This is a genomic window from Curtobacterium sp. ER1/6, assembly GCF_001742745.1.
GTDB lineage: Bacteria > Actinomycetota > Actinomycetes > Actinomycetales > Microbacteriaceae > Curtobacterium > Curtobacterium citri.
This window is the reverse complement of the sequence record NZ_MJAK01000010.1, coordinates 70,702-95,368: the sequence shown is the minus strand read 5'-3', so window position 1 is coordinate 95,368 and position 24,667 is coordinate 70,702. Positions and strand designations below refer to the sequence as shown.

Here is a 24,667-nt window from a genome sequence, read left to right as displayed (position 1 = left end):
ACGAGTGACCGACCTACCAGGGCGACGCGCCGCGCTCCCAGCGTTCTGTAAACTCCTTCGGTGAGCGCCCAGCAGACCGACACCCCGCCCCGCAACCGCTTCGCATCCGGCCTCGACCGCTTCTTCTCCATCACGCAGCGCGGATCGAGCATCCCCCGCGAGGTCCGTGGTGGCCTCGTCTCCTTCGTGACGATGGCGTACATCGTCATCCTCAACCCGCTCATCCTCGGCGGCTTCAGCCAGGACCAGGCACCGCAGGACGTCCTCGGCGGCTGGCTGCAGAACGCGCAGGTCGCCGCCGCGACCGGACTCGTGGCCGGTGTGATGACGATCGCGATGGGCCTCATCGCGAACCTGCCGTTCGGCATCGCCGCGGGCCTCGGGATCAACTCGTTCCTCGCCGTGAGCGTCGTGCACCAGGTGACGTGGGCCGAGGCGATGGGACTCGTCGTCATCAACGGCGTCGTCATCGTGATCCTGGCGCTCACCGGCATCCGGACGATGATCTTCACCGCCGTGCCCGCGCAGCTCAAGGCCGCCATCACGGTCGGCATCGGTCTGTTCATCGCCTTCATCGGGCTCGTCGACTCCGGCTTCGTGCGGACCACGAAGAACGCCTCGCCGCCGCTGCAGCTCGGCGAGGACGGCTCGATCGCCGCCCTGCCGACGATCGTGTTCCTGATCGGCCTGGTCGTCATCGGGACGCTCATGGCGCGCCGGGTGAAGGGCGCGCTGCTCATCGGCATCGTCGGCACGACGATCGTCGCGATCATCCTGCAGGCGATCTTCCAGGTCCCCACCTCGGTCGACTCCCCCACCGGCTGGAACCTCAACGCCCCGGGGCTGCCGAATGCGTTCTTCGCGGTCCCCGACCTGTCGCTCGTCGGGCACGCGGACGTCTTCGGTGCGTTCACCCGCATCGGTCCGATCGCCGCGTCGATGCTCGTCTTCACGCTCGTCTTCACGAACTTCTTCGACGCCATGGGCACGATGACCGGTCTCGCGAAGGCCGCCGGCGTCGCGAAGCCCGACGGCACGTTCCCGCGGCTCAAGTCGGCGCTCGTCGTCGAGGGTGCCGGTGCGATCGCCGGCGGTGGCGCCTCGGTGTCGTCGAACACGGTCTTCATCGACTCGGCGTCGGGCATCGGCGAGGGCGCCCGGACGGGCATGGCCTCGGTCGTCACCGGACTGCTGTTCCTCGCGTCGATGTTCCTCACGCCGCTGACGCAGGTCGTCCCGCTCGAGGTCGCGGCCGCCGGGCTCGTCGTCGTCGGTGCGCTCATGGTGGCGCAGGTGAAGGACATCGACTGGACGGACTTCGGCGCAGCGCTGCCGGCGTTCCTGACGATCGTCGTGATGCCGCTGACCTACTCGATCGCGAACGGCATCGGCGCCGGCTTCATCAGCTGGGTGCTCATCAAGCTGCTGTCCGGCCGCGGCCGCGAGGTCTCGTGGCTCCTCTACGTCGTCGCCGCCGGCTTCCTGCTGTACTTCGCGCGCGGGCCGCTCGAGGCGCTGCTCGGCGTCGGGTAGCGCGGGCCCGCTTCCGCGCGTTCCGCAAGACGCAATGTGGGCGGTTCCTCGCAGCGACATTCCGCTGCGAGCGACCGCCCACGTTGCGTTTCACGAGAGTGCGTCTGGCCGGGAGGCGCGGCGTCAGTCCCGCAGGTCCGCCGGCTTGGCCTCGTGGCGACGACGGCCCGGGGTGCGCCGGTCCTCCTTCATGCTCGCCTCGAACAGGTGGCGCTTCCCGCCCACGAGCTGGTCGCGGGCGGTCTGCTCGAGCTCCTTCGCGAGGGCGTAGTAGTTGTCGTCGTAGTCCTCGACGATCTGGAACGTCCACCGCCCGTCGATCACGTTGCGCCCCACCAGCTCGGTGTCGATCCGCTCCGCGAGCTCGGTGTGGCCGGCCTTCCGGAGCTGCTCGACGGCGTCGCCGAGGTTGAGGTCCGCGGTGCCGGTGAGCCGGTGGAACCCGTAGAGGAGCCCGCGCGCGTGCTCGAGCACCTCGAGCGCGGCCGACAGCGTGCCGAGGGCCTCGACGGTCGCCTCGGACACCCCCTCGGGCACCACGTGTGCGTCGTCCGGTCCCTGTCCGTCAGCAGCTGCGCCGTCGTCGTGTCGCTCGTCAGTCATGCCCCTCGTCTACCGGAGCGTTCCTCGACCCGCTCCGAGCTACTTCGTCGCGTTCAGGTGGTGCGTGTGGACGGCGAGGACGTGCACGGTCCGGGTCTCCTCGTCGACGGTGGACCAGATGCGCGCCCCGCGCTTCAGTTCGAACTGGCGGCGGACCCACTGGCGACCGGAGTGCGTGACCACCCCGAGCTCTCCGCGCAACGCGTGGCACGCCAGGTCCTCGGTGAGCGGGTCGGTCGTCAGGCGATCCCACGCCGCCGCGACGGCGTTCCGCTGTGTCGCGACGACGTCACGCCAGCCCTGTTCGGCTGCCCGGTTCGCGAGCAGGATCGTGTACTCCGTCGTCCGCAGGGGACGCGGCACGGCGTTCCGGCGCGCCGCGGGCTAGGGGCGGTCGACCCGGACCGGCTGGTCGACCACCGCCGACTCCGCGGTGCCCCATCCGGCGGCGATGGCTTCGGCGGTGTTGCGCCAGGCCTGCATCTCGAGCAGGAGCCTCCGTGGCTCGCGGAGGGCGAACGAGCCGCGTGCGACCGCGACGATCTCGCGGGCGCACCGCTCCTGGTCCTCCTTGCTGAGCATGCCGATCCACGGGTACGGGATCGCGAGCCGCTCGCGGAGCGGGAGTTGCTCGTTGATCGTCACGGCAGCGATGAGCTGTGCTGCGATGTCGAGCACGGCGTCGTCCTCGTCCGACCGCTCCTTCGTGGTGAGGACCAGCGCCTTGCCGTCGCGCCGGGTGACCTCGAGCGGCTCGATCTCCGCCGCGGCGAAGACGTCCTTCGCGTGGCGCGACAGGTCGGAGGACTGGACGGAACGTCGGGTCCGGGGAGCGGTGAGCAGCGTCATGGTCTCACGTTATTCAGAACGTGTTCTGACCGCAACCTCCGGCGCATCGGCGGGCTCGACGTCCTGACGGTCCACTGCGGCCGGCACAGCACGCGGCCGCTCCATCAACCGCCACGACCCGCCGAGCAGCGGGGTCAGCGTCACCACGGTGTAGACCACGGCGACCACGCCGAACGTCGTCGTCACCCCGACGCTGTCCGCCGCGATGCCGCCGAACAGTCCTCCGAGCGGGATCCCCGCCCACGAGCCGGCCGACAACAACCCGAAGACCCGCGCGCGCATCGCCGCCGGGATCCGCTCCAGCTCCACGGCACCGAGGATCGGGTTGAGCGCGCCCGCTGCGAGCCCGGACACCACGCACGCGCCGAGCACCCACGGCAGCCCGAGCCCGAGCGCGGGCACGACGAGCGACGGCCCACCGGCGAGGGCGAAGCAGACCACGAAGGTGATCCGTCTCGGCACCCGGTGCGCCACGTACCCGAAGACGAGGGACCCGAGGAAGGCGGCACCACCGAAGGTCCCGCTGACGATGCCGAGCGACTGCGCGCCGTCGAGCAACCGGTCCGCGTACAACGGCAGCAGGGCTGTGGACCGCGCCGCGTCGAGCAGGTTCGTGACGAGCACGAGCGCGATGACCAGTCGGAACAGTGGGTCGCGCGCGCAGAAGCGCAGCCCGGCACCGAGGTCCCGCCAGTACCCGGCCGAGGGCTCGACCGGAGTGTCCTCCGCCGCCGACGCGACCGTGGCACCGCGCAGGGTGAGCATCGCGAGCAGCGCCGCAGCGGTGAACACCGCGGCCGTCACGGCGAGGGCCGGCAGCGGCCCGACCGCCCCGACGAGGAGCCCTGCGGCCGGGGCGCCCAGCAGCACCGAGAAGCGCACCGAAGCCTCGAAGTGCCCGACCGCTCGCTCGAGCGGGATCCCCGCCGCATCGGCCAGGCCGGGCAGCAGGACCCGGCGCCCGGACTCCCCCGGGGTGTCGAAGAGCCCGCCGAGGAACACGAGCGCGAGCAGCGCCCAGCTCGGCAGACCGACGGTCCACGCCAGGAGCGGGATCGCGAGGAGCGTCCCCGCGCTGACGAGGTCGGATGCGACGCTCGACCGCACGAACCCGAAGCGCTCGACGAGGACGCCACCGAACGCGCCCCCGAGCACGATGGGGACGGTGGCCGCGAACGCTGCGATCCCGACGTCGGTCGCCGACCCGCCGCGGGACAGCACCACGAAGGGCACGGCGATGGTCGTCGCGACGTTGCCCGTCCGCGACACCACCTGGACCGCGAGGAGCGACCGCAGTCGCCAGTGCGCGTTCACGACCGGGCCGAACGGTAGGCCTGGACGACCGCGTTGACGCGCTCGGACCCGTCGCCCGGCTCGTGGTGACCGCTGACACCCTCCCACCGGTCGAGCACCGCCTGCAGCTCACTGCTGAGCGTCCGGAGCTCGTCGACCGTGAGGCGCAGACCGCGGTCCCCGCTCGTCGAGGCCGCGACCCAGTCCCGCCCCATGGCCGGTGCGCGGTCGACGAACGCCGCGTACTCGGTGGCGTACGCCTGCGCGACGGTCCGGTCCAACGCGGTCGCGGCGAGCATCCGGTCCGGGTCGTCGAACGCGTCGGCGAGGTCCCACGACGTGTGCTGCGCCACGGCCCGCCACCAGCGTTCCCGACGGTCGGTGCCGAGCTCGGGCGCGGGCTCGATGAACCCCACGTCGGCCAGGCGCTTGCAGTGGTAGCTGATCGTCCCCGGCGCCTCGTCGACCTGATCGCCGAGCATCGCGGCCGTCTGCGGCCCACCGGTCCGGAGGAGACCCACGAGCCGCAGCCGGGTCGGGTGGGCGAGCGCGCGCATCTGCGCCGCATCGTCGAGTCGCTGCACGTCCATGCCTCGACCGTAGATGCACAAGAGGTGTTGCGCAACATCGATTGTGGATCTGTCGGAAGGCTCGCTCCACGCCACCGACGCGCGCTACGGTTCCGACATGGTCGGGTGGATCGCGCTGCTGCGCGGGGTGAACGTGAACGGGATCACGATCCGGAGCGCGGACCTCGCGGCGCTGTTCCGCGACCTCGGGTACGGGGACGTCCGGACCGTGCTCGCGTCCGGCAACGTGGTGTTCACGGCCGACGGCGACGCCGCGAGCATCAAGAGCGCGATCGAGCAGGGCCTCCGTGACCGCTTCGGGTACGACGCGTGGGTCGTCCTCGTCCCGCACGGGGCGCTGGCCGCCGTGGTCGACGCCTTCCCGTTCCCGTCGGACGCCGACCGCCACGACTACGTCGTGTTCGGGTCCGAGGACACCGCCCTGGACGACCTGGTCGCCGACCTCGCGCTCGACGACGCGGTCGAGCGGGTCGCCCGCGGGGACGGGGTCGTGTACTGGTCGTGCCCGAAGGGCTCGAGCACCGACACCGTCTTCGCGAGACGGGCCGCCGCCGCGCGCTTCAAGCGCACGACGACGACCCGCAACACGAACACGCTCCGCAGGCTCCTGTGAACCGGGGTAAATTGCACCACGTCGAGGTCCGGGTCGCCGACCTCGACACCGCTGTGCGTGCGTGGGGCTGGCTGCTCGGTGAACTCGGGTACGCGCCGTACCAGACGTGGTCGGACGGCCGCAGCTGGCGGCTCGGTGCCCTGTACGTCGTCGTCGAGCGGGCGCCCCTCGGGGGATCGCACGACCGTCGACAGCCGGGTCTGTCGCACCTCGCGTTCCACGCCGGCGGTCCGGCAGACGTCGGGCGGCTGTGGGAGGCCGCTCCGGCCCACGGGTGGCAGCGCCTCTACGAGGACCGCCACCCGCTCGCCGGGGGCCCGGGGCATCACGCCGCCTTCCTCGAGGACGACGAACGGATGAAGGTCGAACTCGTCGCCGAGGAACCCGGGGCGGGGGCCACCTGACCTCAGGACTGCGCGGGCTGCCCGTTGCTCGCGGTGGTGCCGCCGTCGACCGGCAGGACCGCACCCGTGATGTAGCTCGCCGCGTCGCTGGCGAGGAAGAGGATCGCCGCGGCGACCTCCTCCGGCCGCCCGCCCCGACCGAGCGACACCCGCTCGGCGAAGGCGTGCTGCAGTTCCTCGTCCTCGGCCTGCTGCTGCGTCATGTCGGTCCAGATCAGCCCGGGTGCGACCGCGTTCACCCGCACGCCGAACTGCCCGTTGTCGAGCGCGGCGGCCTTCGTGAAGTTCGTCACGCCGCCCTTCGCCGCGTTGTACGGGCTCATCCGCCAGTCGGCGTCCATCCCGGAGACCGACGAGGTGTTGACGACGGAGCCCTTCGTCTCGCGGAGGAACGGCAGCGCCGCCCGCGTGCCGAAGAACACGCTCGACAGGTCGGTGTCGATCACGCGACGCCACTCGTCGGGTTCGATGTCGGTGATGTCACCGGAGGTGAAGGTGCCGGCGTTGTTCACGAGCACGTCGATCCGGTCCCACCGGTCGACGGCGTCCGAGACGATCGTCTCCCACGCTGCCGGGTCGGCGACGTCGGCCTGCAGCGCGACCGCACGACCGGTCGGCAGGCTGTCCGCGACGGCGCGGACCTTCTCCTCGACGCTGTCGACGAGCAGCACGTCGGCGCCCTCGTCCACGAAGGCGCGGGCGGTGGCCTCGCCGATCCCCGATCCCGCTCCGGTCACGATCGCGACCTTGCCTGCGAAGCGCTCGTCCATGGGTGTCTCCTCTCGTTGCACGGTGTGTACCGCAGGAGACGCCGTCGGCCCGGGGGCACGAGAGACCACGGTGCCCGGTGCCGGCTGGACGGACGCGGAGGCTCGGTCCGAGGCAGCGCGGTGACCGGATCGGCGGTCAGTGCGCCTCGTCCTCGGTGGGAGCGGCCACGGCTCGGGCGGTCCGGGCCAGGATGTGCAGGTCACCGCGGACCGACCGGTTGTCCACGTAGTAGAGGTCGAGCCGGATGGCTTCGCGCCACGGCAGCGCGGACCGACCCTCGACCTGCCACAGTCCGCTCATGCCCGGTCTCGTGAGGAGCCGGCGATGCGCGGCCTCCTCGTAGAGGGCGACTTCGGCGGGACGCTGCGGACGGGGACCGACGAGACTCATCGATCCGCCGAGGACGTTCAGGAGCTGCGGGAGCTCATCGAGCGAGTACCGACGCAGGACCCGGCCGACGCGGGTCACCCGCGGGTCGTCCCGCACCTTGAAGAGCGGCTCGACCACGGGCCCGTCCGCAGCGATCAGTGCCTCGAGTTCCGCATCGGCTCCGACCCGCATCGAGCGGAACTTGAGCATCTGGAACGGGACGCCGAACCGCCCGATGCGCTCCTGCCGGTACAGCACAGGCCCACGCGACGACACCCGGACGACTGCTGCGACTCCCAGCAACACGGGCGCCAGGACCACGAGGAGGATCGTCGATCCGACGATGTCGACCGCACGCTTCAGGGGCTCCGTCGACCGGGCCTCAGCCGTGGGGAGGTGGAGGAAGGGCCGTCCGGCGATGTTCCGGTGCTGCACCCGGTGTGGGGCGACCTCACCCAACGGTGGCGCCACAGCGAGATCGACGCGGCGGTCACGCAACGCCCAGCCGAGCCGACGCATCGCGTCCGGGCACATCACATCGGAAGCGGCCACGAGGACGGTGTCCACGCAGTGCGGGTGCACGGCGGCCAGGACATCGGGGACAGCATCCCCGCCGTTCGGTGCGTCCGGTCGCCCGATCACGAAGGTGTCGACGACCGTCACGCGGCCCGATCGATCCCGCTCCAGGTCCTCGACCATGCGCGCGGTCGAGCCGGCGCTCCCGACGACGAGCAACCGCTCAGCGCAGCGTCCGGCGCGTCGGGCACGGAGGAGCACGTGCTGCCAGACGAACCGCGCGACCAGGATCAGGATGGTCCCGAGCACACCGACCACGAGCACACCGCCGCGCGGGCCGTCCGGGACGACCAGCCAGCCCGCCACCGCGACCACGCCGACAGCCCATGCCACCCCCCTGAGCACCCGCGTGAACTCCGTACCGGTCCCGAGGATCCGAGGATCTCGACTCCCGACGAGAGCGAGGCAGACCAGGAGGACGGCGCAGGGACCCGCGCACCACGCGATCGTCGCCAGGGACGGGACAGGCGGAGCTGGTGACCCGACGACGAATGCGACGAGCGCACTCACCCCGAGCGCCGCCGCGTCGGTCAGGGCCCGGGCGGAGCTGTGGAACCCACGCCAGTCGTGTGACCGCGGCACCACGACGGGCGCGGTCACCAGATCGGGCACCTCGAGATCGCGGAGTGGCCGCAAGAGCATCCTCGCCGCTCGAGCGGCAGGACCGATCACAGACAAGGGCGGCCTCCTCCGGTTCGAACTGATCTGCCACCAATATACCAGGTGTGCAATACCAGCCGAACTTCGGAAGGTCCATGAGGAGCGAGATCACCGGCCGCCCCGGTCGAGCGTCACACCGATCCCCGGGCACGACTCCGCGCAGGCCGACGATCTGAGCGCCACCACCTCGGACGTCCTGCGGCCCTGAGCAGGGCGACGCGGTCGGCGCGCGAACGCTGCCGACCGCACCCGGCGTCAGGCCGTCGTCTCGTCGACGTCGAAGTCCCGGTCGAGGGAGATCATCGGGATCGACGCGGTGATCACCGACCCGTCCGCCCGCAGCGTGCCCTGGATGTCGCTCGTGGTCGGGGCGTGCCCGGTCATGCGCGGGCCGTGGTGCGGCATCGGCACAACGGTGGGTGCACCGGCGGTGACGTCCCACTGCTGGTTGTGCACCCACGCCGAGAAGCCCTCGCCGGTCTCGACCGTGAACGTCATCGTGTCCTCCTCGAGGTCGACGCGGACACGCGAGCCGTGCACCTGGATCCGGTACGTCAGGCGTTCCCAGTCCATCGGCAGCCGCGGGTTGAACGTCATGCGGCCGCCGTGGTCGCGCATGCCGCCGAAGCCGTTGACGAGCGCTCCCCAGATGCCGCCGGTCGACGCGATGTGCACGCCGTCCGAGGTGTTGCCGTGCAGGTCCGCCAGGTCGACGTAGAGCGCGGTGAGGAAGTACTGCGCCGCCAGGTCGTGGTAGCCGACCTCGGCCGCCATGATCGACTGCACGACGGCGGAGAGCGTCGAGTCTCCCGTCGTGAGCGCGTCGTAGTAGTCGAAGTCGCGGCGCTTCTCGGCCGCGGTGAACTCGTGCCCCTGGAGGAACAGCGCGAGCACGACGTCCGCCTGCTTGAGCACCTGGAACCGGTAGATGACCAGCGGGTGGTAGTGCAGCAGCAGCGGGCGCTTCGAGTCCGGCGTGTTCTCGAGGTCCCAGAGCTCCTTGTCGAGGAACTGGGCGTCCTGCGGGTGGATGCCGCGGTGCGGGTCGAAGGGGATCTCCATCGACTCGGCGGCGTGCTCCCAGTCGGTCACCTCGGCGTCGTCGAGCCCGGTGCGCCGGACCATCCGGCCGTACTCCTCCGGGTCGTCGACGGCGAGCTGCCGCGTGGCGTTGACCGCGAACCACAGGTTCGCCCGCGCCATCACGTTCGTGTAGAGGTTGTCGTCGACGACCGTCGTGTACTCGTCCGGGCCGGTGACGCCGTCGATGTGGAACTTCTTGTCGCCGTTCGACCGCCAGAAGCCCAGGTCCGACCAGAGCCGCGCGGTCTCGACCAGGATGTCGATCGCGCCGCGCTTCAGGAAGTCGGTGTCCCCGGATGCGCGGACGTACTGCATGAGCGCATGGGCGATGTCCGCGTCGATGTGGTACTGCGCGGTGCCGGCTGCGTAGTACGCGCTCGACTCCTCGCCGTTGATCGTCCGCCACGGGAAGAGCGCACCGCGCTGGTTCAGCTCGCGCGCCCGCGACCGTGCCGAGTCGAGCATGTTGTAGCGGAAGCGCAGGGCGTTCCGGGCGACGATCGGCGCCGTGTACGACAGGAACGGCAGGACGTAGATCTCCATGTCCCAGAAGTAGTGGCCGCCGTAGCCGGAGCCCGTGACGCCCTTCGCGGCGATGCCGTGCCCGTCGGTGCGGGCGGTCGCCTGGGCGAGCATGAAGAGGTTCCAGCGCACGGCCTGCTGGATCGCCGGCTGTCCCGGGATCTCGACGTCGCTGCGGACCCAGTAGTCGTCCATCCACGCGCGCTGCTTCGCGAACGTCTCCTCCACCGTCTCGGCGCGGGCGCGGTCGAGCGTGCGGTCGCAGCGGTCGGCGAGCTCGCGGGCCGGCACGCCGCGGGACGTGTGGTAGACCATGTGCTTCACGAGCCGGATCGGGACGCCGCGTCGAGCCTGGATCCGGTAGACGTGCTTCGCGAGGTCGTCGTCGATCGACGAGGCCTCGTCCCAGTGGTTCTCGGTCTCCAGGTGGTGCTCGACGCCGACGCAGATCGTCATGCCGGAGCTCGATGCCTGGTACCCGAGCAGGGAACGCCCACCGGTGCTGCGCTTGAGCTTGGGGTCGAGCACGCGCTCGGTGAACGCCTCGGCCTTGCGCGGGTCGAAGGCGTTCGCCGCGGCACGCATGCCGGCGTGGTACTCGTCCTGCACGTCCTGCCGGTTCAGGATCTGGCTGGACAGCAGGATCGAGGCGTCCCCGTCGAGCACGGTCACCTCGTAGTCGATGACGGCGAGGTGCCGGTCGGTGAAGGACACCAGGCGGCGCGCACGGATCAGCACCCGCTTGCCGGACGGCGTCGACCACTCGGTCTCGCGGTAGAGGTACCCGCCGCGGAACTCGAGGCGCCGCGTGTGGCGCAGGATGTCCGCCTCGGCCAGGACGAGGGGCTCGTCGTCGACGTAGAGCCGGATCACCTTGGCGTCCGGCGCGTTGATGATGGTCTGTCCGGTCTTCGCGAAGCCGAAGGCGTCCTCGGCGTGCCGGATCGGCCAGGTCTCGTGGAAGCCGTTGACGTACGTGCCGTACTGCACGCCGCCACGGCCCTCGTCGAGGTTGCCGCGCAGGCCGAGGTACCCGTTGCCGACGGCGAAGTTCGTCTCCGCGACGCCCTGCTCGTCCGGCGCGTACTCGGTCTCGACGAGTGCCCACTCGTCGACCGGGTAGCGGACGCGGTCGAGGGGGTCCGAGGTGATGGGGTTCATGCGGTTCTCTCCGTGGGGAGGGGTGGGTGTCTCGGGGAGGTCAGGCCGGGAGCTGGTCGACGAGCTCGGCGAGGTCGCGCACGACGACGTCGGCTCCGTGCTTGCGCAGGGCGTCGGCGCCGGCGCCGCGGTCGACGCCGACGACGAGCCCGAAGGCACCGTTCCGACCGGCTTCGACCCCGCTCGTGGCGTCCTCGACCACGACGCACTCCGCCGGGGTCAGGCCGAACCGGGCGGCGGCGTCGAGGTAGGTGTCCGGCGCGGGCTTGCCGGCCAGGCCGTCCTGCCGCGCGACGAGGCCGTCGACGACCACGGGGAAGCGGTCGAGGATGCCCGCGGTGCGGAGCACCTGCGTGGCGTTCGCGGAACTCGACACGACGGCGACCCGCATGCCGGCGTCGATCGCCGTCGTCAGGAACCGCAGCGAGCCCGGGTACGGCTCGACGCCGTGCTCGGTCAGCTCCGCGGTGAACTCGGCGTTCTTCCGGTTGCCGAGCGCGCAGACGGTGTCACTGCCCGGGGCGTCGTCGGGCGTGCCCTGCGGCAGGTCGATGCCGCGCGCCTCGAGCAGGGAGCGGACGCCGTCGTACCGGGGCTTGCCGTCGATGTGGTCGAAGTAGTCCTGCTCCGTGTACGGCGCCGCGCCGTGCTCCGCCAGGAACGGCGTGAAGAGGCGGCTCCACGCGCGCATGTGGACGTCGGCCGTCGGGGTGAGGACCCCGTCGAGGTCGAACAGGAGCGCTCGCGTGTCGGCGAGTCGCGCTGGGGTGTGCCGGTCCGGCGTCGTCATCGGGGTTCCTCTGCTCGCGGTGGTCGGTTCGGCTCCGGTCGAGTCTAGGACCGCTCCAGCGCGGACGCCCAGGCTCGCCGGGCACCCGTGGAGAACCGTCCGCCCGGGAGCCGACCGCGCACGGTGGACCTTCCGGGAACGCCCGCACCGCCGGCGGCGGACCTTGGTCGCGACGGAAGGCACCACCATGACCAGCGACACCTCCGCTCCCCCGCAGAGCGGCTCCGGCTCGAAGCTCAAGCAGGCGATCACCGGCCCGCTCCTGTTCCTCTTCATCCTCGGCGACGTGCTCGGCGCCGGCATCTACGCCCTGATGGGCACCCTGTCGAAGGACGTCGGCGGCGCGCTCTGGGCCCCGCTGGTCCTCGCGCTGCTGCTGGCCCTGCTCACCGCCGGTTCCTACGCCGAGCTCGTGACGAAGTACCCGAAGGCCGGCGGTGCCGCGGTGTTCGCCGAGCGGGCCTACAAGACGCCGATCGTGTCGTTCCTGGTCGGCTTCAGCATGCTGGCCGCCGGCGTGACGAGCGCCGCGGGCCTGTCGCTGGCCTTCGCGGGCGACTACCTCGGCACCTTCGTGGACCTGCCGCCGGTCCCCACCGCGATCGTGTTCCTCGCGCTCGTCGCGTGCTTGAACGCCCGCGGGATCTCGGACTCGCTGCGGAGCAACGTCGTCATGACGATCATCGAGGTGTCCGGTCTCGTGATCGTCATCGTGGTCGTCGCGGTGATGCTCGGCGGCGGTGGCGGCGACGTCTCGCGCATCGGCGCCTTCCCCGCCGAGGCGAACCCCGCGCTGGCCACCCTGAGCGCCGCGATCGTCGCCTACTACTCGTTCGTCGGCTTCGAGACCTCGGCGAACATCGCCGAGGAGGTCCGCGACGTCCGCCGCGTCTACCCCCGCGCGTTGTTCGGGTCCCTCGCCACCGCCGGTGTCGTCTACGTGCTCGTCGCCCTCGCGAGCTCGATCGCCCTGCCGGCGTCGGAGCTGTCCGGGTCGAGCGGTCCGCTCCTGGCCGTGGTGTCGGCCACCGGTGTCCCGGTCCCCGACTGGGTGTTCAGCCTCATCGCCCTGGTCGCCGTGGCGAACGGCGCGCTCCTCACCATGATCATGGCGAGCCGGGTGACCTACGGCATGGCCGAGCAGCGGTTGCTGCCCGCCCTGCTCGCGACGGTCCTGCCGAACCGGAAGACCCCGTGGGTCGCCATCGTCGCGACCACGGTCGTCGCGATGGCCCTCACCCTGGTCGGGGACGTCGGCACGCTCGCCGAGACCGTGGTGCTCCTGCTCCTGTTCGTGTTCATCAGCACGAACGTCGCCGTCCTCGTGCTGCGGAAGGACCGGGTCGAGCACGACCACTTCCGGGTGTGGACGTGGGTGCCGGTGCTCGGCGTCGCGTCCTGCGTGCTGCTGCTGACGCAGCAGAGCGGGCAGGTCTGGCTGTACGCGGCGCTGCTGCTCGCCGTCGGCGTGGTGCTGTACTTCATCGCCCGGGCGACGGGTCGCCGCAGCGGTCGCGACCACGAGGCGGGCCGCATCCACTGAGCGGTCGCGGGACCAGCTGACGGACGGGAGGCGCGGTGCCGGCTGGCACCGGGCCTCCTGTCCGTCAGATGGTCGCGTCAGCGGAGCGTGCGCACCCAGTCCTCGATCGCCGCGCTGATCTGCTGGCGAGCGTCCTCGCGCGAGATCGTGGCCGTCCGGTCACCCGGCTGGTCGCCGTACGCACCGAAGTCGGCGTGGTTCGCCCCTTCGATCTCGACCATCCGCGCGGTTGACGGGAGCTCGCCGCGTGCGGCGGCGACCTTCTCCGGCGTCGACAGGCCGTCACGGGAGCCGGAGACGCTGAGGACCTGGACGTACGAGCGGGCGATGTCGTTCGCGCAGTAGCTGCCGAGCAGCAGCAGCCCGTCGGCGTCCTGGGCGAGCTGGCACGCGCGGACCCCGCCGAGGGAGTGCCCGCCGACGGCCCAGTTCGCGACCCCGGGGGCGTGCGCCTCGAACGTCGCCAGCGGACGGGTGTCGAAGAACGCCAGGTTGAGCGTCGGCTTCGTGATGACGACCGTCGTGCCGCTCGCGACCACCTGCCGGAACGTCGCCAGGTACGCGTACGGGTCGACCTTCGCACCGGGGATGAACACGATCCCGGTGCCGTCGGCGGTCCCGGTCGGGGTCATCACGACGCTGTCGCCGGCGTCGCGGACGGCCACGCGGTCGTCGCGCCAGACCTGCAGCGCGGCGCTCCGGGTGCCCTGCAGGACGATGTTCGCGTACACGAGGAACACGACCGCGAGCAGCACCACGACGGCGACGACCCAGGCGGTCCAGCGGAGTGCCCGGTTCACGGTCGGTCCTCCGACGCGCGGCGGCCCGTGAGGGTGAGGTCACGCCGCATCACGGTCTCGCGGCGGCCGTCCGGCAGCAGGTCGCCGGGCTCGTCCGTCGCCGTGAAGCCCGTCCGCTCGTAGGTCCGGCGAGCACGGTCGTTGTCGGGCATCACGGACAGCAGCAGGTCGGTCGCGCCCTGCTCGGCCGCCCAGCGGGCGATCGCCTCGATGAGCACGCCGGCGATCCCTCGCCCGCGCGCTGCCGGCTCGACCCACATCGAGATGAGCTCGACGCGGCCGGGGTCGTCGGTGTCGGGCACCCCGGAGGCCGTGCCGACGGGGCGGTCGTCCTCGACGGCGAGCAGGTCGAGCGCCCCCGGCAGCGACAGGCGCGTGCGCCAGCGGTGCTCGGGGGCGTCCTGCCAGTCGGCGAGCCGGGAGCCGAAGGCCTCGGGCGCGTCGGCGAGGGCCGTCAACCGGACCGGGCGCCAGGCGGCCCAGTCGTCCCCGGTCAGTCGGCGCAGCTCGATCGTCACGGATCGACGGTACCGGTGTCAGGAGGTGGTCGTCAGGTCGTACATCGTGACGCCGTCGACCGTCGTCGCCTCGAAGTGGGCGGCGACCCACTCGGCGATCTGCTCGGCTGCGTCGCTCCCGCTGCTGCTGCCCGCACCCGACTGCGCGCCACCGATGAACCAGTGGATCTCCCCCGCGGCGACCAGGGCCCGGAACGCCGCCAGGGTCGGTGCCGGGTCGGTGCCGTTGTAGCCGCCGATCGCCATCACCGGGTCGCCGGTGGCGAGCTGGTACGTGGCGGCGCTGTTCGACCCGACGGTCGCCGCAGCCCACGTGAAGGCGTCGGCGTCCGTGGTGAGCGCGGCCACGACCTGGTCCGAGACCTCGGTGGAGCCCCCGAGGAGGTTCATGCCGCCACCGCCACCGCCACCGCCGGCAGCCGGTCCGACGCCTCGGCCGTTCGTCGCCTGGCCGGGTGCACCCTGCCCACCGGGTCGCGCCTGCCCTGCCTGACCTCCGGGCCCGCCCTGCCCGCCGGGACCGCCCTGGCCTCCTGGAGCGCCACCACGACCGCCGCCGGACCCACTCGTCTGGACGCTCGGGCCCGCCGTCGGCAGCGCCCCCGTGTGCCCGACCGTGGTCGTCTGCACCGAGAATGCCGTGGGCCCGAGCAGCGCCGCGACGAGCACCGCGGCCACCGTCGCCCCGGAGCGTCCCCGGCCACGCGGCGGCAGCAGGACGAACACCGCTCCGACGATCGTCGCCACCAGGACGACCCAGCGGATCCACGGCTGCCACGACGACGCCTGGGACAGCAGCGCGAACGACCACCCACCGGAGAGCGCGACGACCCCGGCGGTGACGATGCGCCAGGCGAGCACCGCGCGTCGTTGCCACAGGAGCCCGGCGCCGATGCCGACGAGCCCGGCGACGTAGGGCGCGAGCGCCACCGTGTAGTACGGGTGGAAGATCCCGCCCATGAAGCTGAACACCAAACCGGTGACGAGCAGCGAGCCGCCGAGCACCAGGACCGTGGCCAGCCGCGGGTCACGCCGCCGACGGACCCCGACGGCGACGAGCGCCACGACGAGCAGCACGAGCGCGGTCGGCAGCAGCCACGTCACCTGCGTGCCGAACTCCGAGCCGAAGAGCCGCGTCAGCCCGGTCGAGCCCCACGATCCCGCACCGGTCGTCCCGCCGGGCACCACGCTGCCGGTCTCGTCGCCGGTGACCCGGCCGAGGCCGTTGTAGCCGAAGGTGAGCTCCAGGAAGCTGTTCGTCTGCGAACCGCCGACGTACGGCCGCGCCGAGGCCGGCACGAGCTCGACGATCGCGACCCACCACCCGGCGGAGACCACGACGGCGAACGCCGCGGCGAGCAGGTGCCCGACCCGTCGGAGCACCGGACGGGGCGACGCGACGAGGTACACGCCGACCAGGGGCGGCAGCACGAGGAACGCCTGCAGCTGCTTCGTCAGGAAGCCGAGCCCGACGAGCACCCCCGCCCAGACGACCCAGCGCATCCGCCCGGACTCGATGCCACGCAGCGTCAGGGCGATCGCGCCGACCGTCAGCAGGACGAGGAGCGCGTCCGGGTTGTCGTAGCGGAACATCAGGGTCGCCACCGGGGTGGTCGCGAGGACCGCACCGGCGACGAGCGCGGCTCCGGCGGAGAAGCGCCGCCGGACGATCCAGTACAGGACCGCCACCGACGCGACGCCCATGAGCGCCTGCGGCACGAGGATCGACCACGAGTTCAGCCCGAACAGCCGGACGGAGATGCCGATCACCCAGAGGAACGCCGGCGGCTTGTCGACCGTGATGGCGTTCGCGGCGTCGGACGAGCCGTAGAAGAACGCCTCCCAGCTCTGGCTGCCCGCCTGCACGGCCGCGGAGTAGAAGGCGTTGGCCCAGCCGTTGACGCCGAGGTTCACGACGTACAGCACGCCGGTCACCAGCAGCAGGCCGAGGAACGCGGGGCGCTCCCACCGCGCGGCGTCCGCACGACGGCGGACCAGCCCCGCCAGGCGCTCGCGGAGGGCACGTGGCCCCGGGGTCGGTGGCGGCAGGAGGCGCGGGCGCTCGGCGGGGATCGTCTCGGTCATGCCCCGAGCGTGCGACCCCCACGTGCGCGGATCGTCGGCGCAGCCTTGGACGTCCCTAAGGGACGAGCGACCGGCTCCAGGCGACCTCACGCGCGAGCTGGCCGGTGGAGCGGAACAGCTCGACCTGGGCCGTCCCGGCGAGGACCGTCGCGAGCTCCTGCCGGTCCGCGGCGGCGAAGCCGAGACCCTGCCAGAAGGGGCCGGACCGCCGGCTGAACAGCCAGGCCCGCCGTGCGCCGGCAGCCGACGCCTCGGTCATCGCGAACCGGGCGAGCGCCGCCCCGCGGCCCGAGCCGCGCAGCGTCGGTTCGACGGCCACGCTGCGGAGGAGGGCGTGCCTCCCGTCCGGCCCCGTCTCGTAGCCCGTGGTGCCGACGACGGTGCCGGCCGCGTCACGGACCGTCCAGAGACGGACGCCCGGATCGGACAGGCCCGCGACCGTCAGGTCGCACGCCGACAGGAAGGCGTGCACCTCGTCGACGTCCTCCGGCCCGACGCGGACCGGCGTCGGCTCAGCGAGCCGCACGGACCGGCGCGCTCGACGCGTGCGACAGCGGCCAGCGGCGGTCGAGCCGCGGGCCCATCACGGTGTCGAGCAGGAACCGACCGACCGGGTACCGGACGGCCCAGTAGGCACCCACGAGCAGGAACACGAGCGCCGACCACACGTGCAGGACGAGGAGCACCACGGTGACGATGCCGAACAGCACACCGAGGGCGGTGGACATCGACCAGAAGCCGGCGACGAACCGGTCGCGCGCCGCCTGCTCGGACGCCGCGGCCGCCGCCGCGGCCTCCGTCCGCTCGTCGAGACCGCGGACCCCCGCGTCGAGCGCGGCCCCGTCCTCCGCCGCGAAGAGCTCCCGCACCGGCACGTCCAGCGCCCGGGCGATCGCCGACAGCGTCTCGAGGCTCGCCTCGTTGCCCCGCTCGAGCCGTTGCACGGTCCGGACGGCGATCCCGCTCGTCTCGGCCAGTCGTTCCTGGGTCCAGCCCCGCTCGCGTCGGAGGGTGGCGATCCGCATCTCGTTCATGGTGCCGAGCCTAGGAACGCCGGGCACGACAGCACCACGACACGGACACGACAGCATCCCGACATTGGTCCGTCAGCGTCCCGACGCCGGTCAGTCGTCGGTGTCGACCGTGTTCGTGACGACCTTCCCGCTGCCGGCGTCGATCCGGATGCCGTGCTTCGTCCCGGAGTCGTCACGGACGTCGCCCTCCCAGACGACGGTGCCCCGGTGGTCGTCCAGACCGAGCTCCGTGACCGTGCCCGGGACCGTCTCGACGAGCTCCGCCGCCGCCTGGGTGACCGACAGGTCCGCGGCACCGACGAAGCGCTGGTTCTCCGCGACGTCCTCGGCGTCCGAGGTCTCCTTCGTCGGTCCGGCCGTGGTGCGCCCGCCGTCGGCCTCGACGTGGACCTCCTGCTCGTTCCCGTCCGACGTCACGACGAGGACCTCCCACGAGGTGCCTCCGGCCTCCTGCTCGATCGAGGTGACCGTGCCGGACCCGATGGCCTCCCGCGCGGTCGCGACGGCGGCGGCGAGTGCGTCGTTGCCCGCGGCGGCGCTGCTGCCGCCGGTGCTGCTGCCGCCGGTGCTGCTGCCGTCGGGCGTGGAGACGGCGGGCGCGGACGCCGCGGGTGCGGCCGTGTCGTCGCGGTCGTCGTCGGACGCACATCCGGCGAGCGCCAGCACCCCGACGAGCGGGAGGGCGGTGAGGATCGCGACGCGGCGGGCGGTGGTGTGCTTCGTGGTCTGCATGCTCCCACCGTGGGTGACGGGCACTGAAGCAGACCTGAAGCGACCTGGGTGACGCCGAGGCGCGCGTGCCCGGGTGCCGGCGGGACCACCTCAGTCGGTCAGCAGCGGCAGCCGGACCGTGAACCGGGCCCCACCGCCCGGCGCCGCCGACACGGTGACGGTGCCGCCGTGGGCCCGGACGACGGCGTCGACGATCGCGAGCCCCAGGCCGGAGCCGCCGGCGTCGCGCGCACGCCCCTCGTCGAGCCGGACGAACCGCTCGAGGACACGGGTCCGGTCGGCTTCCGGGATGCCCTGCCCGTCGTCGTCGACGACCAGCACCCCGTGGTCGGCGACGGTCCCGAGCGTGACGACGACCGCGCGGTCGGCGTGCCGGACCGCGTTGTCGACGAGGTTCCGCACCACCCTCCCGAGCAGCCGGCCGTCACCGCGCACCCGCGCCGGGCGCACTCCGGACACGTCGACGCGGACGGCTGCGGACCGGGATCGCGACCCCTCGGTGAACACCAGGTCGTCGAGGTCCACCGCACGGTCCCGGTCGCGCCCGCGTTCGTCGACCCGGGTGAGCAGGAGCAGCGACTCGACGAGGTCCTGCAGGCGGGCGCCCTCGTCGAGGACGACCGCGGCCAGGTCGGCGGTGCCGGTGACCTCGGGGTGCGCTCGGGCGACCTCGGCGTGCTGCCGGATCGTCGCCAGCGGGGAGCGCAGCTCGTGCGAGGCATCGGAGACGAACTGCCGCTGCGCCTGTTGCGACGCCTCGAGCCGTCCGAGCATCCGGTTCATGGTGGCGGCGAGCCGGTCGACCTCGTCCCCGGAGCCCGGTTCGGCGACGCGGGCGTGCAGGTTCGCGCCCTCGACGTCGTCGACCTCGCGGCGCATCCGGTCGACCGGGCGGAGGGCCCAACCCACGACGAACCACGTCACGAGCGACATGAGCGCGACCGCGACGGGCACGGCGACGACGAGCAGCACGGACACGGTGCGCACGGCGGCGTCGGCGTCCTCGAGGGGAGCACCGACGACGAGCACCCCGTCGGAGCCGTCGGGCAGCTCGACGTCGTCGGCGACGAGCAGCCACCGGTCGCCGTCGTGCCGGTACCGCGACCCGTCGCCGGTGGGGAGCGCCCGTTCCGGGCTGTCGTCGGCGCGCGCGAGCACCCGGCCGTCACCGTCCTGCAGCTGGGCGAGCACGTCGTCGTCCTCCGCACGGACGGCGGCGGGACCGTCCGTCTCCACCCGACCGCCGAGTCCGTCGAGCGTCTGCTCCGCCGCGCTCCGGACGCCGTCCGTCAGGGAGCTCCCCAGGACGCCGACGAAGGCGACCGCCCCGAGGACGAGGGCGACGAGGACGACGACGGCTGCGCCTCCCGTCGCCCGGGCGCGGATCGACCGCGGACGGCCGGTCCGGCGGGACCCGGCCGGCCGTTCAGCCACCGTCGGCGTCGAGGCGGTACCCGGCCCCGCGGACGGTCTCGATCGCGTTCCGGCCGAACGGCCGGTCGACCTTCCTGCGGAGGTGCCCGACGTACACCTCGACGATGTTCGGGTCCCCGGCGAAGTCGTCGTCCCACACGTTGGCGATGACGTCCCGCTTCGACAGGACCTGGCCCGGGTGGCGCACCAGGTACTCGAGCACCGCGAACTCCCTGCTGGTCAGGTCGAGCAGGACCTCGCCCCGCCACACCCGTCGCTCCGCGGGGTCCAGTCGCAGGTCGCCCGTCCGGAGGACCGTGGGTCGTTCCCGGGACCCCCTGCGGACGAGCGCACGGAGCCGCGCGACCAGGACCGGGAACGAGAACGGCTTCGTCACGTAGTCGTCGGCACCGGCGTCGAGGGCGTCCACCTGGTCCCACTCGCCGTCCTTGGCGGTGAGCATGAGCACCGGGGTCCAGTCCTGCTCCGTACGGAGCGTCTCGCAGACCTTCCACCCGCTCATGCCCGGCATCATCAGGTCGAGGACGATGGCGTCGTACGGGTGCTCGCGGGCGTACCAGAGCCCGTCGACCCCGTCGTGGGCGACGTCGACGGCGAACCCCTCGGCCTGCAGCCCGAGCCGGATGCCGTCGGCGAGCCGGACCTCGTCGTCGACCACCAGCACGCGCATCGTCCGAGCATGGCGTGGTGCCCTGAACCGCTCCTGAAGTCCGCGCTCAGCCCGCGGGGGCGAACCGGTACCCCATGCCCGACTCGGTCACCAGGTACCGCGGGTGCGACGGCTCCGGCTCGAGCTTCCGTCGCAGCTGCGCCATGTACAGCCGCAGGTACCCAGAGTCGTTGCCGTGCGTCGGGCCCCACACCTCGGTGAGGAGCATCTCGCGCGTCATGAGCCGCCCGGGGTTCGTCACGAGGACCTCGAGCAGTCGCCACTCCGTCGGGGTGAGCCGGATCGCGGGCCCCGTCGGCGGCGTGACCTGCTTCGCGACGAGGTCCACCATGAGGTCCCCGATCGTCACGGTCGGGGTCGCGCCGGCGGTGGCCGCCGCGGTCGCCTGCCGTCGGCCGAGTGCCCGGAGCCGGGCGAGCAGCTCGTCCATCTGGAAGGGCTTCGTCACGTAGTCGTCGGCACCGGCGTCGAGCGCGTCGACCTTGTCCGACGAGTCGGTCCGGCCGGAGAGCACGAGCACCGGCACCTGCGACCACGCGCGGATGCCCTCGAGCACCCCGATCCCGTCGAGCCGGGGCATGCCGAGATCGAGCAGCACGATGTCGGGCCGCTCGGTGATCACGGCGTCGATGGCGGCCCGGCCGTCCCGCGCGGTCGCGACGTCGTACCCACGGGCGGACAGCGTGACGGAGAGCGCCCGGACGAGCTGCGCGTCGTCGTCGGCGATGAGGACCTTCGTACTCACTTGACATTCACTCCCAGGTGTCCGGCGATCGGCAACCGCACGACGACGGTCAGGCCGCCGCCCGGGGTGTCGTCGACCTCGATCGTGCCGCCCATGCCCTCGGTGAACCCGCGCGCCAGGGCGAGTCCCAGGCCGAGGCCGGTGTCGTTGTCGGTGTCTCCGAGCCGCTGGAACGGCTGGAACACGTCGCCCCGCCGGTCCTCCGGGATGCCGGGCCCGTGGTCGGCGACGCGGAGCTCCACACCGCCGCCGAAGGCGCTCGCGGCGACGCGGACCCGGGTGCCCTCGGGGGCGTAACGGCTCGCGTTGGCGAGCAGGTTCACCACCACGCGCTGCAGCAGGCCGGGGTCCGCGAGGACGGGCGGCAGGTCCCCCGGCAGGTCGAGGTCCACGTCGTCCGGGCCGAGCTCGAGCTCGTCGAGCGCGGGGGCGACGACCGTCTCGAGTGCGGTCGGCAGCGGGGTCACGGCGAGCACCCCGGCCTGCACGCGGCTGACGTCGAGCAGGTCGGCCAGCAGCACCGCCAGCTGACGGAGGCTCTCGTCGGCGGTGGTGAGCAGCGCCTCCCGGTCGGCGGCCGACAGCTGGATGTCGGCGGCGTGCAGCGTCTGCACGGCGGCCGAGGCGGCCGCGATCGGCCGCCGTACGTCGTGGCCGACGGCCGCGAGGATCGCGCTGCGGACGCGGTCCGCGGCCGCGATGCGCTCCGCGTCGACCGCGGTGCGGGTGAGCCGACGGTGCTCGACGGCGGCGTCGAGCTGCTGCTCGACGACGCGCAGCAACCGGCGCTGGGTCGGGTCGTCGGGTGCGCCCGCGAACTCCAGGACGGCGCCGGACGGGAGGCCCGTGGTGGCGTCCGGCTCCCCCGCGAACGTCCCCGACGTGGCCGGGACCTCGTCGCCCTGCCGGATCCGCACGCCGGCGAACCCGAAGGCCTCGCGCGTGCGGTCGAGCAGCGCCTGCAGGGCGTCGTCGCCGCGCAGGACGCTGCCGGCGATGCCGACGAGGAGCCCCGACTCGGCCGCCGCCCGACGTGCCGTGCGGCTGCGGCGGGCGGACCGGTCGACCACGAAGCTGACGAGGACGGCGCTGATCACGTACATCACGAGGGCCACGAGGTGCCACGGCTGCTGGACGGTGACCATGTAGAGGGGTTGCACGAAGAAGTAGTCGAGGCTCAGCCCGGACAGCACCGCGGTGAAGACCGCCGGCCACATCCCGCCCGTGAGCGCGACGACGAGCACGAGCAGCTGGTACGCGAGCACGTCGACCGTGATGGCGTCCGGGTCGTTGCCGAAGGACAGCAGCCAGGTCAGGAGCGGACCGAGCACGAGCGACACGGCGAACGCCGCCACGATGCGCTCTCGGGACAGGCTGCCGCCGAGCTTCGGCAGCGCGAACCCGCCGCCGGCCCGCTCGTGCGTGACGACGTGGACGTCGATGTCGCCGGACTCGCGGACGACCGTGTTGCCGATCCCGGGCCCGGTCATCGCTGCGGCCAGACGGCTCCGACGACTGACGCCGATGACGATCTGGGTGGCGTCGACCGACCGCGCGAAGCGCACGAGCGTCGACGGCACGTCGTCGCCGACCACCTGGTGGTACGTGCCGCCGAGCTGCTCGAGCAGGGTGCGCTGCTTGCCGAGGGCCCCCGGGTGCCGTTCGCGCAGCCCGTCGTTCGTCGTGACGTGGACCGCGGCGAGCTCGCCGCCGGCGCTCCGTGCGGCGATGCGGGCCCCGCGGCGCAGGAGCGTCTCGCCCTCCGGACCGCCGGTGAGCGCGACGAGGACCCGCTCGCGCGTCTCCCAGCGGTGGTCGATGCCGTGCTCGGCGCGGTAGGCCTTCAGGGCGTCGTCGACCTCGTCGGCGAGCCAGAGCAGGGCGATCTCGCGCAGGGCGGTCAGGTTGCCGAGGCGGAAGTAGTTCGACAGCGCGGCGTCGATGCGGGCGGCCGGGTACACCAGGCCGTCGGAGAGTCGTTCGCGCAGGGACGCCGGGGACAGGTCGACGACCTCGATCTGGTCGGCGGCGCGCACGACGGCGTCCGGCACGGTCTCCCGCTGCACGGTGCCGGTGATCTCGCGGACGACGTCGCCGAGGGACTGCATGTGCTGGATGTTCACGGTCGAGATGACGCTGATGCCGGCCACGAGGAGCGCCTCGACGTCCTGCCAGCGCTTCTCGTTCGGGCTGCCGGGCGCGTTCGTGTGGGCGAGTTCGTCGACCAGGGCCACGTCGGGCGCCCGGGCGACCACGGCGTCGAGGTCCATGTCGTCGAGGGCCACCCCGCGGTGCTCGACGACCCGACGGGGGACGACCTCCAGGCCGTCGACGAGCGCGGCCGTGGCGGCACGGTCGTGGGTCTCGACGACGGCGACCACGACGTCGCGGCCCTCGGACCGGAGCCGGTGGCCCTCCTCGAGCATCGTGAACGTCTTGCCGACGCCGGGGGCCGCGCCGAGCAGGACCCGCAGTTTGCCTCGCTTCACGGGCTCATCCTCTCGCTGTTCGTCGTGGTGGTCGTCGATCGTCGGCGTCGGCGTCGGCGTCGGCGTCGGCGTCGAACCAGGGACCCGACGTCGAACCGGGGACGTGCCCTGGTTCGACGTCGGTTCCGTGGTTCGACGGCGCCCCGCGCCCGGCGTCCCGCGCCCCGCGCCCCGCGCCCCGCGCCCCGCGCTCAGCGTGCGGCGGCCAGCGCCAGGTTCAGCTCGAGGACGTTCACGACGGGTTCGCCGAGGAACCCGAGCTGGCGCGACTCGGTGTGCTCGTCGACGAGCCTCCGGACCGCCGACTCCGACAGCCCGCGGGCCTCGGCGACGCGGGACACCTGCTGCCGCGCGTACTCCGGGCTGATGTCCGGGTCGAGACCGGAACCGGACGCCGTGACCGCGTCCGCGGGGACGTCCGCGGCGGACACCCCGTCGGCCTCCGCCACGGCGGCCCGACGCTCCTCGATCGACTTCACCAGGTCGGGGTTGTTCGGTCCGAGGTTCGAGCCGGACGAGGCGTTCGCGTCGTAGCCCTTCTCGCCGGCGGCACTCGGACGCGACTGGAACCACCGCGCGGACGACGACCCGTCGAACGACTGCCCGATGAGGGACGAGCCCACGACCTTCCCGGAGGGGTCGGTGACCATCGAGCCGCTCGCCTGGTCGTGGAAGGCGGCCTGCCCGACGCCCCACACCGCGAGCGGGTAGGCGACGCCGAGGACGACGGTGGACAGCAGGGTGAGACGGATCGCCACACCGGTGGAACGGAAGAAGGAACGGGAGGAGGAAGCCATGGT

Annotated in this window: 24 protein-coding genes; 4 read left to right on the top strand and 20 right to left on the bottom strand. The window is 72.5% G+C overall.

Annotated features, from left to right (window positions below; genetic code table 11):
• Nucleotides 1-60: 60 nt before the first annotated feature.
• Nucleotides 61-1,533, top strand: a complete 1,473-nt coding sequence (locus Cus16_RS13770; RefSeq protein WP_069713222.1) for an NCS2 family permease — start codon at nucleotides 61-63, stop codon at nucleotides 1,531-1,533.
• Between the two features lie 123 nt (nucleotides 1,534-1,656).
• Here the strand turns inward: Cus16_RS13770 and Cus16_RS13765 are convergent, their stop codons facing one another.
• Genes Cus16_RS13765 through Cus16_RS13745 form a run of 5 tightly spaced genes read right to left on the bottom strand, consistent with a single transcriptional unit; the run spans nucleotide 1,657 to nucleotide 4,868 of the window.
• A complete protein-coding gene (locus Cus16_RS13765) occupies nucleotides 1,657-2,136 on the bottom strand; it encodes a hypothetical protein (protein ID WP_069713221.1) in 480 nt (159 codons plus the stop codon).
• Between the two features lie 39 nt (nucleotides 2,137-2,175).
• Nucleotides 2,176-2,499 (bottom strand): hypothetical protein, encoded by a 324-nt coding sequence (locus tag Cus16_RS13760; RefSeq protein WP_069713220.1) that lies wholly within the window; start codon nucleotides 2,497-2,499, stop codon nucleotides 2,176-2,178.
• A 21-nt stretch (nucleotides 2,500-2,520) separates the two neighbouring features.
• Complete coding sequence (locus Cus16_RS13755) at nucleotides 2,521-2,985, bottom strand: hypothetical protein (protein WP_069713219.1); 465 nt, start codon at nucleotides 2,983-2,985, stop codon at nucleotides 2,521-2,523.
• Nucleotides 2,986-2,994: 9 nt separating this feature from the next.
• Complete coding sequence (locus Cus16_RS13750) at nucleotides 2,995-4,299, bottom strand: MFS transporter (protein WP_069713218.1); 1,305 nt, start codon at nucleotides 4,297-4,299, stop codon at nucleotides 2,995-2,997.
• Nucleotides 4,296-4,868, bottom strand: a complete 573-nt coding sequence (locus Cus16_RS13745; RefSeq protein WP_069713217.1) for an ArsR/SmtB family transcription factor — start codon at nucleotides 4,866-4,868, stop codon at nucleotides 4,296-4,298. Before Cus16_RS13745 ends, Cus16_RS13750 begins: the two co-directional genes overlap by 4 nt.
• A gap of 97 nt (nucleotides 4,869-4,965) precedes the next feature.
• Here Cus16_RS13745 and Cus16_RS13740 point away from each other — a divergent pair, with 97 nt between their 5' ends.
• Together Cus16_RS13740 and Cus16_RS13735 are read left to right on the top strand one after the other, a co-directional pair.
• Nucleotides 4,966-5,481 carry a DUF1697 domain-containing protein gene (locus tag Cus16_RS13740; protein WP_069713251.1) on the top strand — a complete coding sequence of 172 codons (516 nt, stop codon included), beginning with the start codon at nucleotides 4,966-4,968 and terminating at the stop codon, nucleotides 5,479-5,481.
• Between the two features lie 11 nt (nucleotides 5,482-5,492).
• Nucleotides 5,493-5,885, top strand: coding sequence for a VOC family protein (locus tag Cus16_RS13735; protein WP_223246627.1), 393 nt, complete (start codon nucleotides 5,493-5,495; stop codon nucleotides 5,883-5,885).
• A gap of 2 nt (nucleotides 5,886-5,887) precedes the next feature.
• Here the strand turns inward: Cus16_RS13735 and Cus16_RS13730 are convergent, their stop codons facing one another.
• The 4 genes from Cus16_RS13730 to Cus16_RS13715 all read right to left on the bottom strand — a co-directional run bounded on the left by Cus16_RS13730 (nucleotide 5,888) and on the right by Cus16_RS13715 (nucleotide 11,817).
• Nucleotides 5,888-6,655: an SDR family NAD(P)-dependent oxidoreductase gene (locus Cus16_RS13730; RefSeq protein ID WP_069713215.1), complete on the bottom strand. Its 768-nt coding sequence runs from the start codon at nucleotides 6,653-6,655 to the stop codon at nucleotides 5,888-5,890.
• Nucleotides 6,656-6,791: 136 nt separating this feature from the next.
• Nucleotides 6,792-8,243, bottom strand: a complete 1,452-nt coding sequence (locus Cus16_RS13725) for a sugar transferase (protein ID WP_083263986.1) — start codon at nucleotides 8,241-8,243, stop codon at nucleotides 6,792-6,794.
• 273 nt (nucleotides 8,244-8,516) lie between these two features.
• Nucleotides 8,517-11,027 carry a glycoside hydrolase family 65 protein gene (locus Cus16_RS13720; RefSeq protein WP_069713213.1) on the bottom strand — a complete coding sequence of 837 codons (2,511 nt, stop codon included), beginning with the start codon at nucleotides 11,025-11,027 and terminating at the stop codon, nucleotides 8,517-8,519.
• Nucleotides 11,028-11,067: 40 nt separating this feature from the next.
• Nucleotides 11,068-11,817, bottom strand: a complete 750-nt coding sequence (locus Cus16_RS13715; protein WP_069713212.1) for an HAD family hydrolase — start codon at nucleotides 11,815-11,817, stop codon at nucleotides 11,068-11,070.
• A 187-nt stretch (nucleotides 11,818-12,004) separates the two neighbouring features.
• Here Cus16_RS13715 and Cus16_RS13710 point away from each other — a divergent pair, with 187 nt between their 5' ends.
• A complete protein-coding gene (locus tag Cus16_RS13710; RefSeq protein ID WP_069713211.1) occupies nucleotides 12,005-13,360 on the top strand; it encodes an APC family permease in 1,356 nt (451 codons plus the stop codon).
• A gap of 77 nt (nucleotides 13,361-13,437) precedes the next feature.
• Here the strand turns inward: Cus16_RS13710 and Cus16_RS13705 are convergent, their stop codons facing one another.
• The 11 genes from Cus16_RS13705 to kdpC form a co-directional block, all read right to left on the bottom strand.
• Complete coding sequence (locus Cus16_RS13705) at nucleotides 13,438-14,160, bottom strand: alpha/beta hydrolase (protein WP_069713210.1); 723 nt, start codon at nucleotides 14,158-14,160, stop codon at nucleotides 13,438-13,440.
• Nucleotides 14,157-14,678: a GNAT family N-acetyltransferase gene (locus tag Cus16_RS13700; protein ID WP_069713209.1), complete on the bottom strand. Its 522-nt coding sequence runs from the start codon at nucleotides 14,676-14,678 to the stop codon at nucleotides 14,157-14,159. Before Cus16_RS13700 ends, Cus16_RS13705 begins: the two co-directional genes overlap by 4 nt.
• An 18-nt stretch (nucleotides 14,679-14,696) precedes the next feature.
• Entirely contained in the window at nucleotides 14,697-16,763 is a 2,067-nt protein-coding gene (locus Cus16_RS13695) for a glycosyltransferase family 39 protein (protein WP_069713208.1), read from the bottom strand.
• Nucleotides 16,764-16,818: 55 nt separating this feature from the next.
• Nucleotides 16,819-17,289 (bottom strand): GNAT family N-acetyltransferase, encoded by a 471-nt coding sequence (locus tag Cus16_RS13690; RefSeq protein WP_189319605.1) that lies wholly within the window; start codon nucleotides 17,287-17,289, stop codon nucleotides 16,819-16,821.
• Nucleotides 17,276-17,797 (bottom strand): helix-turn-helix domain-containing protein, encoded by a 522-nt coding sequence (locus tag Cus16_RS13685; protein WP_069713207.1) that lies wholly within the window; start codon nucleotides 17,795-17,797, stop codon nucleotides 17,276-17,278. The genes Cus16_RS13690 and Cus16_RS13685 overlap by 14 nt, the downstream gene beginning before the upstream one ends.
• A 90-nt stretch (nucleotides 17,798-17,887) precedes the next feature.
• Nucleotides 17,888-18,529, bottom strand: coding sequence for a PepSY domain-containing protein (locus Cus16_RS13680; RefSeq protein ID WP_141718999.1), 642 nt, complete (start codon nucleotides 18,527-18,529; stop codon nucleotides 17,888-17,890).
• A 90-nt stretch (nucleotides 18,530-18,619) separates the two neighbouring features.
• Nucleotides 18,620-19,963, bottom strand: a complete 1,344-nt coding sequence (locus tag Cus16_RS13675; RefSeq protein ID WP_069713205.1) for a sensor histidine kinase — start codon at nucleotides 19,961-19,963, stop codon at nucleotides 18,620-18,622.
• Nucleotides 19,956-20,633, bottom strand: a complete 678-nt coding sequence (locus Cus16_RS13670) for a response regulator transcription factor (protein ID WP_069713204.1) — start codon at nucleotides 20,631-20,633, stop codon at nucleotides 19,956-19,958. Before Cus16_RS13670 ends, Cus16_RS13675 begins: the two co-directional genes overlap by 8 nt.
• A gap of 46 nt (nucleotides 20,634-20,679) precedes the next feature.
• Nucleotides 20,680-21,378 (bottom strand): response regulator, encoded by a 699-nt coding sequence (locus Cus16_RS13665; RefSeq protein WP_069713203.1) that lies wholly within the window; start codon nucleotides 21,376-21,378, stop codon nucleotides 20,680-20,682.
• Entirely contained in the window at nucleotides 21,375-23,867 is a 2,493-nt protein-coding gene (locus Cus16_RS13660) for an ATP-binding protein (protein ID WP_069713202.1), read from the bottom strand. Before Cus16_RS13660 ends, Cus16_RS13665 begins: the two co-directional genes overlap by 4 nt.
• A gap of 191 nt (nucleotides 23,868-24,058) precedes the next feature.
• Nucleotides 24,059-24,664, bottom strand: a complete 606-nt coding sequence (gene kdpC, locus Cus16_RS13655) for a potassium-transporting ATPase subunit KdpC (protein WP_069713201.1) — start codon at nucleotides 24,662-24,664, stop codon at nucleotides 24,059-24,061.
• Nucleotides 24,665-24,667 lie beyond the last annotated feature (3 nt).